11 protein-coding genes are annotated in these 13,755 nt (G+C 63.9%); 5 read left to right on the top strand and 6 right to left on the bottom strand.

Annotation, left to right across the window (positions count from 1 at the left end; translation table 11 throughout):
- On the bottom strand, positions 1-1,799 hold a 1,799-nt coding region (locus tag Q7O19_RS11170; protein WP_303810592.1), incomplete at its 3' end, for a sodium-translocating pyrophosphatase.
- A gap of 132 nt (positions 1,800-1,931) precedes the next feature.
- Between Q7O19_RS11170 and Q7O19_RS11165 the strand changes: the two genes are divergently transcribed.
- On the top strand, positions 1,932-3,221 hold the full coding sequence (locus tag Q7O19_RS11165; protein ID WP_303810590.1) for an aminotransferase class V-fold PLP-dependent enzyme: 1,290 nt from the start codon (positions 1,932-1,934) through the stop codon (positions 3,219-3,221).
- Here the strand turns inward: Q7O19_RS11165 and thiL are convergent.
- On the bottom strand, positions 3,218-4,141 hold the full coding sequence (thiL, locus tag Q7O19_RS11160; RefSeq protein WP_303810588.1) for a thiamine-phosphate kinase: 924 nt from the start codon (positions 4,139-4,141) through the stop codon (positions 3,218-3,220). The two genes, Q7O19_RS11165 and thiL, sit on opposite strands and share 4 nt — an antisense overlap.
- Positions 4,134-4,586 carry a transcription antitermination factor NusB gene (nusB, locus tag Q7O19_RS11155; protein ID WP_022679430.1) on the bottom strand — a complete coding sequence of 151 codons (453 nt, stop codon included), beginning with the start codon at positions 4,584-4,586 and terminating at the stop codon, positions 4,134-4,136. Before nusB ends, thiL begins: the two co-directional genes overlap by 8 nt.
- Positions 4,587-4,730: 144 nt before the next feature.
- On the opposite strand from nusB, the gene Q7O19_RS11150 reads away from it, so the two are divergent.
- The 3 genes from Q7O19_RS11150 to Q7O19_RS11140 all read left to right on the top strand — a co-directional run bounded on the left by Q7O19_RS11150 (position 4,731) and on the right by Q7O19_RS11140 (position 8,396).
- On the top strand, positions 4,731-6,233 hold the full coding sequence (locus Q7O19_RS11150; RefSeq protein WP_303810586.1) for a replicative DNA helicase: 1,503 nt from the start codon (positions 4,731-4,733) through the stop codon (positions 6,231-6,233).
- A 168-nt stretch (positions 6,234-6,401) separates the two neighbouring features.
- Complete coding sequence (locus tag Q7O19_RS11145; RefSeq protein ID WP_303810585.1) at positions 6,402-7,994, top strand: flavin monoamine oxidase family protein; 1,593 nt, start codon at positions 6,402-6,404, stop codon at positions 7,992-7,994.
- A 3-nt stretch (positions 7,995-7,997) separates the two neighbouring features.
- Complete coding sequence (locus Q7O19_RS11140; RefSeq protein WP_022679433.1) at positions 7,998-8,396, top strand: cytochrome c; 399 nt, start codon at positions 7,998-8,000, stop codon at positions 8,394-8,396.
- A gap of 39 nt (positions 8,397-8,435) precedes the next feature.
- Here Q7O19_RS11140 and aceB read toward each other — a convergent pair whose 3' ends face one another.
- Positions 8,436-10,034 carry a malate synthase A gene (gene aceB / locus Q7O19_RS11135; protein ID WP_303810582.1) on the bottom strand — a complete coding sequence of 533 codons (1,599 nt, stop codon included), beginning with the start codon at positions 10,032-10,034 and terminating at the stop codon, positions 8,436-8,438.
- A 10-nt stretch (positions 10,035-10,044) separates the two neighbouring features.
- Complete coding sequence (locus Q7O19_RS11130; RefSeq protein WP_303810594.1) at positions 10,045-11,424, bottom strand: short-chain fatty acyl-CoA regulator family protein; 1,380 nt, start codon at positions 11,422-11,424, stop codon at positions 10,045-10,047.
- A gap of 212 nt (positions 11,425-11,636) precedes the next feature.
- On the opposite strand from Q7O19_RS11130, the gene Q7O19_RS11125 reads away from it, so the two are divergent.
- Complete coding sequence (locus tag Q7O19_RS11125) at positions 11,637-13,229, top strand: isocitrate lyase (protein WP_303810581.1); 1,593 nt, start codon at positions 11,637-11,639, stop codon at positions 13,227-13,229.
- Between the two features lie 88 nt (positions 13,230-13,317).
- On the opposite strand, the gene Q7O19_RS11120 is transcribed toward Q7O19_RS11125, so the two are convergent.
- Positions 13,318-13,755: ATP-binding protein (locus Q7O19_RS11120; RefSeq protein WP_303810579.1), on the bottom strand; the 438-nt coding region annotated here is incomplete at its 5' end.

Raw genomic sequence — 13,755 nt, 5'->3', positions numbered from 1 at the left:
ACGATGGGTGCTACCACTGGCAAGAGGCTGGGAATCATCATTTCTTTGATGGCAGCTGTGGTCAGCATATCCACCGCGGTGTCGTACTCGGGCTTGCCGGTACCGTCCATGATGCCTTTGATGTCCCTGAACTGGCGACGTACTTCGACGACCACTGCCCCAGCGGCGCGACCTACTGCCTCCATCGCCATCGCACCGAACAAGTAGGGGATCAGCCCACCGATGAACAAACCAATGATCACCTTGGGGTCGCTCAAGTCAAAGGTAATGTGAGCACCCAAACCCTCGAGCTTGTGGGTGTAATCGGCAAACAGCACCAGAGCAGCCAAACCTGCAGAACCGATGGCGTAGCCTTTGGTCACGGCCTTGGTGGTGTTGCCCACCGCGTCGAGTGCATCGGTGCGCTGGCGCACTTCGCCATCAAGGCCGGCCATTTCGGCGATGCCGCCGGCGTTGTCCGTAACGGGTCCATAGGCATCGAGCGCGACGATCATGCCGGCCAGGGCCAGCATGGCGGTGGCGGCAAAGGCGATGCCGATCAGGCCGCCCAGTTTGAAGGTGGCGATGATGCCGGCAACGATCACCAGCGTGGGCAGCGCGGTCGATTCCATCGACACGGCGAGGCCCTGGATGACGTTGGTGCCGTGGCCCGAATCCGATGCCTTGGCGATGGATTGCACCGGGCGATAATCGGTGCCGGTGTAATATTCGGTGATCCAGACAATGAGGGCGGTGACGACCAGGCCGATGAGCATGCAGTAGAACAGCGCCCGGCCGGTGAAGCCGCCTTCGACGCCGGCCACCTTGAGGGCTTCGCCGGCCACCGCGCCATCAGCGCCGATCACGGCGTTCATGTCGGGGAAGATCGCCTGGGTGGCGAACCACAAAGCCGGCACCGACAACACGCCGGTGACGATCAGGCCCTTGTAGAGCGCCCCCATGATGGAGCCGCCGCCAAGGCGGACGAAATAGGTGCCGATGATCGAGGTGATGATGCACACGCCGCAAGCGAGCAGCGGCAGGGTCATCAGCTTGGCAGCATCACCGCCGGTGACCAGCAGGGCGCACAGCACCATGGTGGCTCCGATGGTGACCACATAGGTTTCGAACAGATCGGCGGCCATGCCGGCGCAATCGCCGACGTTGTCGCCCACGTTATCGGCGATCACGCCGGGGTTGCGATCATCATCTTCGTCAAAGCCGAGTTCGTTCTTGCCGACCATGTCGGCGCCGACGTCGGCCGCCTTGGTGAAGATGCCGCCGCCCAGACGGGCGAAGATGGAGATGAGCGAAGCGCCGAACGACAGCGCGACCAGCGCGTTGACGACGGCGCGGCTGGTGGGCTCAAGGCCCGACGTTACCAACGCGTAGAAATAACCGGCGATGGCGAGCAGCGCGAGGCCGGCGACCAGCATGCCTGTCACGGCGCCCGAACGGAACGCCATGGTGAGGCCGGCCTGCAGCGACTGGCGCGCGGCTTCGGCGGTGCGCACGTTGGCACGCACCGAAATGTTCATGCCGATGAAGCCAGTGGCACCGGAGAGCACGGCGCCGAGAACGAAGGCAACGGCGGGGATGACACCCAGAAACCCGGCGACCAGGCCGGCGACGATGACGCCGACGATGGCGATGGCGGTATATTGCTTGGTGAGATAGGCACCGGCGCCGATCTGGATGGCTTTCGCGATTTCCTGCATGCGGGCATTGCCCGCCGAGGCGCTGAGCACCTGCCGCGAGGTGATCACTCCATAGATCACTGCGGCTATCCCGCAGATGATGGCCAGAACAACGCTATCCATTGGTCCCCTTCCCCTTGTTGATACCCCACCCGCATTCATGGGTTGGGCAATTTGCCGCACCATGGCATGGGATTCGACGAACGCAAGCGGGCAGGTAGAGTTTACCTGGCAAAGCGATAGGGGGCAGGGGCAATGCAGGTTTCAAGACGCGACGCGATGATGCTGGCCGGAGCGGCGACAGCGGCAGCCAGCGCGGCGCCAGCACGGGCACTCAGCGCCCCCGGCATGATCGCCCCGGATGACGAAGCCGGCTGGGCGCGCATTGGTGCGCTTTACCCCAGCATGGCCGGACCGGTGACGCAGCTGGAACATGGCTATTGGGGCAACATGGCGAACCAGGTGGCAGAAATCCACAAGGCCAACGTGGAACGGCTCAACCGCGAAACCAGCATCTATGCCCGGCGGGCGATGCGCAAGGATCAGGCGGTGGTGAAGGCCCGCGCGGCGCAGGCGATGGGCGTGCAGCCGGAGGAAGTCGGCTTCTGCCGCAACGCCGCGGAAGGCCTGCAGGCGCTGATCAGCCAGTTCACCGCTGTAGGCGAAGGCGATGCGATCCTGTGGTCTGACTCTGATTACGACACAAGCCACGCAGCGATGCGCTCCCTGGCCAAGAGCCGTCGGGCGACGCCGGTGATGGTGAACCTGCCGCGCGCGCCAACACGGGAGAATGTGATTGCCGCCTATGCCGCCGCAATCAAGGCCACGCCGCGCCTGAAGTTCGTTCTCCTTACCCACGGCACGCACAAGAGCGGCATGGTGGTGCCGGTGGCCGAGATTGCGGCGCTGGCCAAGGCGGCGGGCGCGATGGTGCTGGTCGATTGCGCGCAGAGCTTCCGGATGCGGCCGTTCGTGATCCCGGATTTCGCCGCGGATTTCGCCGTGCTGAATTTCCACAAATGGACTGGAGCGCCGGTGGGCGTCGCCGGCTTTTGGATACGCCCGGGCGCGGCACCGATGATCGCACCAGCCGCGGCCGAACCGGATGCAAAGCCTGAGGACGTGCAGGCCAAGGTGCACCAAGGCACGCTGGATTATGCGCCGCAGCTCACTCTGCCGGCCGCGCTGGATTTTCAGGAACAGATGCTGCCCGTACCCATGAAGCTGGCGCGGCTGCAATGGCTGCGCAACCGCTGGGTGCAGCCGCTGCGCGGGCTTTCAGGCCTGGAGATCGTGCTGGGGGACGATCCGGCGACGTTCGGGGCGATTACCAGTTTCCGCATCGCTGGGCATATTTCGACGGCAGACAATATCGCCATCACCGATACGCTGTTTAATCGCTATCGCATCATGACCGTGCACCGGGCCGGGCTGGCGGATGGCGCCTGTGTCCGGGTGACGCCGGGGCTGTTCACCAAAGCGTCGGACTGTGACCGGCTGGTGGCGGCATTGCGCGAACTGGTGCCGCAAATCGGGCGGGGTTAGGTGTGCTCCCAGCCTAGCCGGGGAGGTAGCGGAATCGGCTTTCCGCCGAATTTGAGCGAAACACCCGTGCCCGGCAACACCCGGCCGACGGCCGTCACCGGCCCGCCACCCGCCGGCAGCGATTTGGCGTTTTCCGGCAGTGAAAACAGCAGTTCATAATCATCGCCGGCCGTCACCCGGGCCAGCAGATCGTCCAGCGAGACCGCCGGACGAGACAACGGCACGGCATCCAGATCAATCTCCAACGCCACGCCGCTGGCGGCCGCCAGCCGCTCGGCATCGATCAGCAGGCCATCGGACACATCCATCCCCGCCGTCGCCACCCCGCCCAGCGCTGCGCCCAGCACCAGACGCGGGGTGGGCCGGCGGAAGCGGTTCAGCAACTGTTTGTCAAATGGCGCTTTTCCTTCTGCGATGGCCAGCCCAAGCCCGGCATCGCCGATCGTGCCCGACACATAGAGAAGGTCGCCGGGCTGGGCGCCGCCCCGGCCAAGCGCCTTGCCCGGTTCCACCCAGCCAACGGCCGTCAGCCCCAGCACAGCGCGGTCCAGCCCGGTGACGGTATCGCCGCCCCACAGCGAAACATTGAATGTTTCCAATGCCCTGGCCAGCCCTGCCACAAAGGCTTCGCGCCAGGCCTCGTCCTCCGCCGCCGAAAGCCCCAGCCCCAGCAGCACGCCGGCCGGCGTGGCCGCCATCGCCGCCAGATCGGAAAGGTTCACCGCCAGCAGCTTCCACGCCACATCGGACGGCGGATCGCCGGGCAGATAGTGGACGCCGGCGGCCAATATGTCGTGCGTAAACACCAAGTTGCGGCCCAGCGGCGGGGTCCATACCGCGGCGTCATCCGCCAGGCCACGGGCGGCGTGGCTCACAGCCAGCGGCGCCATCAGGCGGGCGATGAAATCCCGCTCAGCCACGCACCTTGCGGGCGACCGCATCCAGCAAACCATTGACGAACTTGGCTTCCTTGTCGTCATGGAAGGCATGGGCGACATCAACGTATTCGTTGATCACCGTGGCTGCCGACACATCGGCCCGCGCCACCAGCTCATACACCGCCGCCCGCAGCAGCGCCCGCATCGGCCGATCAAGCCGGTTCAGCGACCAGCCTTCGGCAAGTCCGCCGCTGATCAATTCATCCAGCTCGGCCTGACGCGCGGCGACGCCAGCGACCACGTCGTCGAAGAAGGGCTCATCGGCGGCAAGATACTCTGCCCCTTCGATTTCCTGGCCCAGCCGGTGGTTGTGGAACTCAGTCAGCAGCTTGGGCACGGTCTCGCCGCGCATCTCCAACTGGTACAGTGCCTGCACGGCGGCCAGGCGGGCCGCTGAACGGCCACGATAATCGGGAATGTTGCTCACGGCGGCGGCTCTACGCGATTGTGGGAGGCCCCGGCAAGCGGCTCCACTTGTTCACCCGCCATCCCCGGCTTGTCCACAGGTCTGCCCACCGCGAAATTTGTGCGCCGCCTTGGCATTGCCGCGGCGTTGCGCGATGACGCGGGCATGGCCAGCCTCCCCCCTTCAATCACCCCGCTTCGTGTTGTTGACGGTGGCCCGGCGACAGCGACCTTGCCGCAAAATCTGGAAGCCGAAGCCGCCCTGCTCGGCGCGTTGATGATCGACAACCGGCTGGTGGAAGATGTCATCACCAAGCTCAAGGCGGAGCATTTCGCCGATCCGCTGCATGGTCGCATCTATGCCGCTATCCTCACCCTGTCGGCACGGGCGATGGCGGCGACGCCTGTCACGCTCAAGCCCATGTTCGAAGCCGATCCGGCAATGGCTGAACTGGGCGGCCCCGGCTATCTCGCCAGCCTCACCCAGAATGGTGCAGCGCTATTGGCGGCCAAGGATTTTGCCCAGCAAATCTATGATCTTGCCTTGCTGCGCGAGCTGATCCGGGTGGGCCGTGAGATGGTGACAGAAGCCAGCGACACCAGCCGCGACATCACGCCGATCACCCAGATCGAAGCGGCCGAAATGGCACTCTACAAGGTCGCAGAAGCCGGCGAAGTGCAAGGCACGGTCAAGACCTTCCTCGAGGCTGCGCGCGAAGCCGTCGCGCAGGCTGACCGGGCCAAGCGGTCGGGCGGGCATCTGTCGGGCTACACGACTGGCCTCACCGGCCTGAATGAGAAGATGGGGGGCCTGCACAAATCGGACTTGCTGATCCTCGCCGGCCGCCCGGCGATGGGCAAGACCAGCCTTGCCACCAACATCGCCTTTGCCTGTGCCCAGCGCTTCTCTCAGGACAAGGCGAAGGGCATCGAGGCGGAAAAATCCTCCGGCGCACCGGTTGCCTTCTTCAGCCTCGAAATGTCGGCCGATCAGCTCGCCACCCGCATCCTGGCCGAACAATCGGAAGTGAATGGCGAATCACTGAGGATGGGCAAGATCAGTGACGAGGATTTCACCCGGCTGGCCCGCGCCTCAACCGAACTCGCAGTTCTGCCGCTGTGGATCGACGACACGCCGGGCCTCTCCATCGCCGCGCTGCGCACCCGCGCGCGCCGGCTGAAGCGCCAGCATGGCATCGGGCTGATCGTCGTCGATTATCTCCAGCTCCTGTCCGGCTCCAAGGCCAGCGGCAGCGACAACCGCGTGCAGGAAATCTCGGAGATCACGCGTGGCCTGAAGACACTTGCCAAGGAATTGCAGGTGCCGGTGATCGCGTTGTCGCAGCTCAGCCGCGCGGTCGAAAACCGCGAGGACAAGCGGCCGCAGCTGGCGGATCTGCGCGAATCCGGCACCATCGAGCAGGATTCGGACATCGTGATGTTCGTCTATCGCGAGGAATATTATCACAGCCTGAAACAGCCCGATCCCGTAGAGGCGGACAAGCACATGAAGTGGCGGGAGAAAGCGGAAAAAATTTTTGGCTTGGCCGAAGTGATCATCGCCAAGCAGCGCCACGGTGCCACCGGAACGGTACCGCTGACCTTCATCAAGCAGTTCACCAAGTTCGCAGACCGCGCCGAGGGCGATTTTGGCGGCAGCGATTATTGAGGCCATGGCGGCAGGGCGGACAAGCGGCCTGAAAACCCCGTCATCTCGCCACTATCGACAGCCGGGGTGAGAGCGCATTGAACCCGGGTATCGTTATATGCGCTGGCCAGCCGGCTTCACGCCTGCCAGAGTTGCCGGTAGCAGCACACAAAGGAGAAGCAGGGTCTGATGAACTGGGCTGAACAGGGGCCGACACGCCGCGAGGTGTTGCGCACGATCGGCATGATGGCGGGAACGGCCGTACTCTATCAGGCGATGGAAGTGCTGGGCCATGCCAAGGAAACCCAGTTTGCTGGGCCGCCCAATCTGCAAGGCGCGCGGCCGGGAACGAAGGTGGTCGTGCTGGGCGCCGGTCTGGCCGGCATGCTGGCCGCCTATGAACTGGCCAAGGCAGGCTATGACGTTCAGATCCTTGAATACAACAACCGTCCTGGTGGCCGGAACTGGTCGCTCTATGGCGGGGACACCTATACCGAACTGGGCGGCGCCACGCAGAAAGTGGGCTTTTCCGAAGGCAATTATCTCAACCCCGGCCCATGGCGCATTCCCTATCACCACCGCGCCCTGCTGCATTATTGCAAGAAGTTCGGCGTGGCGCTGGAGCCGTTCATCCAGATGAACCAGCAGGCACTGGTGCAATCGTCCAAGGCCTTTGGCGGCAAGCCGATGCGGTATCGCGAGCTGCACGCCGATTGGGATGGCAATGTCGCCGAGCTGCTGGCCAAGGCCATCGACAATCGCGGCCTTGATTCGGTGATGACCAAGGAAGACGCCGATCGCCTGCGCATCGCGCTGCGAGAATGGGGCGCGCTAGATCAGAATTTCAAGTATTCCAAGAACTATCGTTCGTCGCGCCGGCGCGGTTTTGAACGTGCGCAGGGCGGCGGCGTGCTCGGCGAGCCCATCCCGTCTGATCCCCATGCCTTCAAGGATATCCTTGATTCCGGCATCTGGCGCACCGTTGCCCAGCACATGAACATCGATCACCAGCATGCGATGTTCCAGCCGGTGGGCGGCATGGGCATGATCGGCCGCGGCTTTGCCAAACAGGTCGAAGGCAAGATCAGGTACAACCAGAAGGTCACCAGCATCAGCCAGCAGGGCGGCAAGGTGACGGTGATGCACACGGATACCGGCAGCGGCGTCACCAGCACAACCGAAGCCGATTATTGCGTCTGCACCATACCGCTGTCGGTGTTGAGCCAGATCGATGTCGATTGCTCACCCGGCCTCGATGCCGCGATCCACGCCGTGCCTTATTCCAACTCGGTGAAGGTCGGCCTCGAATTCAAGCGCCGCTTCTGGGAAGAGGAAGAGGCAATCTATGGCGGCATCAGCTTCACCGACCGCGAGATCAGCATGATCTCCTATCCATCGGGCAAGCTGCACAGCGATGGCCCGGCGGTGATCCTGGGTGCTTACACATTCGGCCCGGCAAGCTACAAGTTTGCCGGCATGACGCCCGAAGAGCGCATCCAACGCGCGCTCGAACAGGGCAGTGTGTTCCATCCCGGCCGCTACAAGGAAGAATTCATCGGCGGCGCCACCGTGGCGTGGAGCCGGGTGCCGTTCACCCTCGGTTGCTGCGCCCAGTGGAACGAGGACACCCGCAAGGAACATTATCAGACACTGGTTGCTGTCGATAACCGGCTGGTGCTGGCCGGCGAACATGCCAGCTATATCGGCTGCTGGATGGAGGGCGCGATCCTGTCGTCGCTCGATGCCGTCACCCGCCTGCACAGCCGAGCCCTGGAGGCCTGATCAATGCGTTTCGTTCTGTTTGCCGCCGTTCTGATCGCCAGCCCGGCGTTGGCCCAGAAGCCAGCCAAGCCGGCACCGGCGCCGCACCCGGGAGCCGAGGTTTATCAGAATATCTGCCAGGCCTGCCATATGGCCAACGCGCTGGGCGGCGAAGGCGCCGGCAAGATTCCGGCGCTGGCGAAGAATGGGGCACTGGAGGCGGCCGGCTATCCGATCATGGTGGTGACCGGCGGCAAGAACGCCATGCCGTGGTTCCGTGGCGCGCTGACCGATCAGCAGATTTCCGACGTGATCAACTATGTTCGCAGCAATTTCGGCAACAAATACAAAGACAAGGTGACGCCGGCGATGGTGGCCGAGATGGGCGTGCCAGCACCGAAGGGTGGCATGCGCGAGCAATAGGCGCTGTGGCCCCTCCTGGTCAGGAGGGGCCAGCCTCACTCACTTCGCGAAGTAAAACTCGTAGGCCGGGTTGGTCAGGAATGGCTCCAGCCGGTCGGCCAGCACCAGCGTGCGGAACAGATCGGCCGCTTCCTTGTATTTGCCGGCGGCGAAGAAATTGTCGCCCACCTGCGCCTTCCAGGCGGCCAACTGCTCCTCGGTGACACGGGTGATCAGCGCGGCGTCGACCGCCTCGCCGCTATCGAGCGTGGCGCCATTCTTGCGCCATTGCCACAATTGCGTGCGGCTGATTTCGGCGGTTGCGGCATCTTCCATCAGATTGTGCAGCGGCACCGCGCCCTGCCCACGCAGCCAGGCGGCGACATAGCCGATGCCGACATTGATGTTGTTGGTGAGCCCGGCGAGCGTGCGCGGACCTTCCGGCGGTGTGACCAGATCGGTCATGGTGGCCTCGCCGGGCGGGATGACGCCAAGCTGGTTCGGAGCCGGCATCAGCCGGTCGAACACGTCGCGCGCCACGTTCACCAGACCGGGATGGGCGACCCAGGTGCCGTCGTGGCCCAGCGTCGCCTCGCGCTCCTTGTCGGCGCGGACGGCAGCAAAGGCGGCTTCATTTGCGGCCTCATCGTCCTTCACGGGGATGAAGGCGCTCATGCCGCCCATCGCGTGGGCACCACGGCGATGGCAGACCCGCACCACGTGCGCGGCATAGGCCGCCATGAACGGCACCTTCATCGTCACGGCGGCGCGATCGGGCAGCAACTTGGTGGCGTCAGACTGGAAGGTCTTGATATAGCTGAAGATATAATCCCAACGACCGCAGTTCAGCGCGGTGATGTGATCCTTCAGTTCATAGAGGATTTCTTCTGCCATGAACGCGCCCGGCAGGGTTTCGATCAGCACGGTTGCGCGAATGGTGCCCAGCGGCAAATTCAGCATCGACTGGGCGGTAATGAAGACATTGTTCCACAGCCGGGCTTCCAGGCTGTGTTCCAGCTTGGGCAGATAGAAATAAGGGCCGCTGCCCTTGGCCAGCAGCGCGCCCGCATTGTGGAAGAAATAGAGGCCGAAATCGAAGATGGCGCCGGCGACGCGCTCGCCATCGACGATCATGTAGGCTTCATCCAGATGCCAGCCGCGCGGGCGGCAAATCAGCACGGCTGACTTGTCATTCAGCTTGTAGCTCTTGCCCTTGTCTTCGAGGCTGATCGTGCCAGCCGCGGCATCGCGCAGGTTCACCTGACCCTGCACCATCACGTCCCAGGTTGGTGCCGAGGCATCTTCCAGGCAGGCCATGAAACATTGCGCGCCGCTGTTGAGGGCGTTGATTACCATCTTGCGGTCGCACGGCCCGGTGATCTCGACGCGGCGATCGGCCAGATCGGCCGGGGCGGGGCGCACCTGCCAGCTGCGATCATCACGGATCGACGAATATTCGGGTGCAAAGCCGATGAAGCCTTCCTCGTTGATCCACGCCTGCCGCTGATCGCGGGCGCGCAGCAGGGCCAGCCGGGTCGGGTTGTACATCCGGTGCAGCTGGGCGACGAAGGCCAGCGCCTCAGGGGTGAGGATGGTTTCGTAACCGGGCTGCATTGCGCCCTTGATCTCGACACCGGCAAGGGCGGGATTGCTGCTCATGGAAGGCCTTTCATTCATCGGTAAAGCGGAAGGGGGTGAGCACGCGCTGGCGCTCGTCGAAAGCGAGATGGGCACCAGCGGGCGGGGCGCCGCGCTGACGGCAGGCGGCGCGGTGGCAGGCGGCGCAGCCGGGGCCGATCGGTGTGGCCGGGCCATTGAGATCAACGCCAATGCTCCACGAAAGGGAAGCGGCATGGCCAACTTCGCAGCCGATGCCGATGGCAAAGCCGGGACGCGGCACGCCCCAAGGCAGGGCGGCGGTGCGGATGGTGCGGGCCAGCGTGAGGAAGCGCTGGCCGTCTTCCAGTTCCACCAGTTGGCGGCGGATTTCGCCCGGCCGGTCAAAGGCGTGATAGACGTGCCAGAGCGCACAGCCGCCGGTGACTGGTAGCGGCGATGCGCCGGGGGCAAAGCGCTTGGAAACGGTGCCGGCGCGGTCGACCCGCAGGAAGAAGAAGGGCACGCCACGCGCGCCAGGGCGATGCAGAGTGGTGAGCCGATGCGCCACTTGTTCCAACCCGCGACCGAAACGCGCCTGCAGCAATTCAACGTCATAGCCGGTCGCCTCGCAGGCGGCGAGGAAGCGGGTATAGGGCATCAGCGTGGCGGCGGCGGCATATTTGGCCATGGCGACCGTGGCGGCGCACACATCAGGTGGGTCCGCGATCCCGGCGCCAGCGATGGTCGCAGCAATCTCGGCCTTCAGTTCGATCAGCACCAGCTGCACGGCTGCGGCAAAGCCGCGACTGGCGGCGTCCAGCGATTCCGACAATTGCAGCTGGCGCGAATGGAGATCAAGCCGGCGCAAATGGCCGGGCATCACCTCCAGCGGCAGGGCGCGCACGGTGATGGCGTGGCGGGCGCGCAATCGTTCCACCACGGCTGCATTGAGATCGGAGCCGGACAGGCGCAGATCGTCGGCCAGCTTCTCGGCGGCCTCATCAAGCGCGGGGAAATGATTGCCGGCCGCGTCGATCATCCGAGTGACGGCCGCGATCGGGCCGGGTGGTGGCGGCTCCGGCCCGGTTGCCGGCGTGGCTGCCGCCAGGCGCAGCAGCGCATGAGCGATGGCGGGCGCGCGGGCCGCCAGGTCGCGCAGCTCGCTGCGCGGCACGTCGATGCCGATCAGGCGGGGATCGGTGAACAGCTTTGACAAGTCGTCAACCAGCTCACCTTCGTCGTTCCCAGTCAGGCTGCGGATATCGAGATCATAATTCTGGGCCAGCTTGAGCAGGAAACTGGCCGACAGCGGGCGCTGGTCGCGCTCGATCAGATTGAGATAAGAGATTGAAACACCAAGATCATTGGCCATGCGCGTTTGCGTGAGGCCGCGCTGGGTCCGCAGGCGGCGGACCCGTGCGCCGGCAAAGATCTTTCGCCCATTGCCCAAGGTCTCGGGCAGTTCAACAGCGGCAGCAGAGGCAGGAATTTTTGTCAAGATTTTTACAAATTCACAGTCAATAGGGGAGAAAAAGAGACATTTACACACGATTCTTTGACTGAATCGGGTTGACCGGGCGTTAGCCCAAGCGCAGGGCGTTGACAAGTTTTACCGGCAGGGCCGCCCCAAACCCTGCCAATTGCCCGTGCAAAGGAGTGGCCATGAGCTATCAATCGCAAGTCCAGGCCGCCGCGGCCGCCGTCAATGGCAAGTCCGGCTGGGAATCGATCAGCGCCGAAAACGTTGCCCGCATGCGCCTGCAGAACCGTTTCCAGTCCGGCCTCGACATCGCGCGTTACACCGCCGCGATCATGCGCCGCGATATGGCCGCCTATGATGCCGATCCCGCCAGCTACACCCAGTCGCTGGGCTGCTGGCACGGTTTCATCGGCCAGCAGAAGCTGATCTCGATCAAGAAGCATTTCGGCACCACCGACAAGCGCTACCTCTATCTTTCGGGCTGGATGATCGCCGCCCTGCGCAGCGAATTCGGCCCGCTGCCCGACCAGTCGATGCACGAAAAGACCAGCGTGCCGGCACTGATCGAGGAGCTCTACACCTTCCTGCGCCAGGCCGATGCCCGCGAACTGGGCGGCCTGTTCCGTGATCTCGATGCTGCACGTGATGCCGGCGATGCCGTGAAGGCCAAGGCAATCGAGAACCAGATCGACAATTTCCAGACCCACGTGGTGCCGATCATCGCCGACATCGACGCCGGCTTCGGCAATGCCGAGGCCACCTATCTGCTGGCCAAGAAGATGATCGAAGCCGGGGCCTGTGCCCTGCAGATCGAGAACCAGGTTTCCGATGAAAAGCAGTGCGGCCACCAGGACGGCAAGGTGACCGTGCCGCACGAGGACTTCGTCGCCAAGATCCGCGCCATCCGTTACGCCTTCCTGGAACTGGGTGTGGAAGACGGCATCATCGTCGCCCGCACCGACAGCCTTGGCGCCGGCCTGACCAAGCAGATCGCCTTCAGCCGTGAGCCGGGCGACATTGGCGACCAGTACAACAGCTTCCTCGATTGCGAGGAAATCGACGTCGGCCAGGTTGGCAACGGCGACGTTGTCATCAGCCGCAATGGCAAGCTGCTGCGGCCGAAGCGGCTGGCATCGAACCTGTTCCAGTTCCGCGCCGGTTCGGGCGAAGATCGCTGCGTGCTCGACTGCATCAACAGCCTGCAGAACGGCGCCGATCTGCTGTGGATCGAGACGGAAAAGCCGCACATCGGCCAGATCGCCGGCATGGTGAACCGCATCCGCGACGTCATCCCCAATGCCAAGCTGGTGTACAACAACTCGCCAAGCTTCAACTGGACGCTGAATTTCCGTCAGCAGGTCTATGATGCCATGGTTGCGGCCGGCAAGGACGTGAGTGCCTATGACCGCGCCCGGTTGATGAGCGTGGAATATGATTCCACCGAACTGGCGATTGAGGCCGATGAACGGATCCGCACCTTCCAGCGTGATGCAGCCGCGCAGGCCGGCATTTTCCACCACCTGATCACCCTGCCGACCTATCACACCGCCGCCCTGTCCACCGACAATCTGGCCAAGGAATATTTCGGCGACGCCGGCATGCTCGGCTATGTGAAGAACGTGCAGCGCGCCGAGATCCGCCAGGGCATTGCCTGCGTGAAGCATCAGAACATGTCGGGCTCCGACATTGGCGATGATCACAAGGAATATTTTGCCGGGGAGGCCGCGTTGAAGGCGGGTGGGGCCCATAACACGATGAATCAATTCGCCGCCTGACCTAGCCCAAGACCGAGAAAGGCGGCCCTTGCGGCCGCCTTTTTTGATTCAGCCTCCAGCGAAGAGGTGCAGGCGCTCGTTCGTCATGTCACCGCGCGTTCGCCCGCCAGCGTGCGATCACGCGGTTCAGCATATCGCTGTCATCGCCGGTCTTCACCCACAGTTCGCTGAACACCGGGTCGTCGCTCATTGGCCGCTTCGCTGCTTCCAGTTCATCCAGCCGTACGCGGATCGGCGCGGGCACGCCTTCGCCTGAAATGATGCACTCGCGGTTGCGCAGCGCCGGGATGGCTTCCAGCAGGCTGCGGCCGCCTTCGGGAAGCGCCGCCTTCACGAAATCCTGGTCGCGTTCGTTGTTGAGCCGGAGCGAAATGATGGTGCCGCACTGCGACAGTGCACCTTCGGCCAGGTCGGACGGGCGCTGCGTGACAAGGCCCAGCGACACGCCATATTTGCGGCCTTCCTTGGCGATGCGTTCCAGAACGTCGCGCACCGGGCTGGTGCGGGAAATAGTGCGGTTGGGGAT

This window comes from Sandarakinorhabdus limnophila DSM 17366 (assembly GCF_945882885.1).
Classification (GTDB): domain Bacteria; phylum Pseudomonadota; class Alphaproteobacteria; order Sphingomonadales; family Sphingomonadaceae; genus Sandarakinorhabdus; species Sandarakinorhabdus limnophila_A.
Note: the sequence above shows the minus strand (reverse complement) of the source record. Positions and strands in the feature narration are given on the sequence as shown.

Bases quoted from the DNA above. Each gene is read 5' to 3' on its own strand.
- Q7O19_RS11125 (WP_303810581.1), top strand. From the start codon at position 11,637: ATGAGCTATCAATCGCAAGTCCAGGCCGCCGCGGCCGCCGTCAATGGC.
- Q7O19_RS11140 (WP_022679433.1), top strand. From the start codon at position 7,998: ATGCGTTTCGTTCTGTTTGCCGCCGTTCTGATCGCCAGCCCGGCGTTG.
- aceB (WP_303810582.1), bottom strand. From the start codon at position 10,034: ATGAGCAGCAATCCCGCCCTTGCCGGTGTCGAGATCAAGGGCGCAATG.
- Q7O19_RS11145 (WP_303810585.1), top strand. From the start codon at position 6,402: ATGAACTGGGCTGAACAGGGGCCGACACGCCGCGAGGTGTTGCGCACG.
- Q7O19_RS11165 (WP_303810590.1), top strand. From the start codon at position 1,932: ATGCAGGTTTCAAGACGCGACGCGATGATGCTGGCCGGAGCGGCGACA.
- Q7O19_RS11150 (WP_303810586.1), top strand. From the start codon at position 4,731: ATGGCCAGCCTCCCCCCTTCAATCACCCCGCTTCGTGTTGTTGACGGT.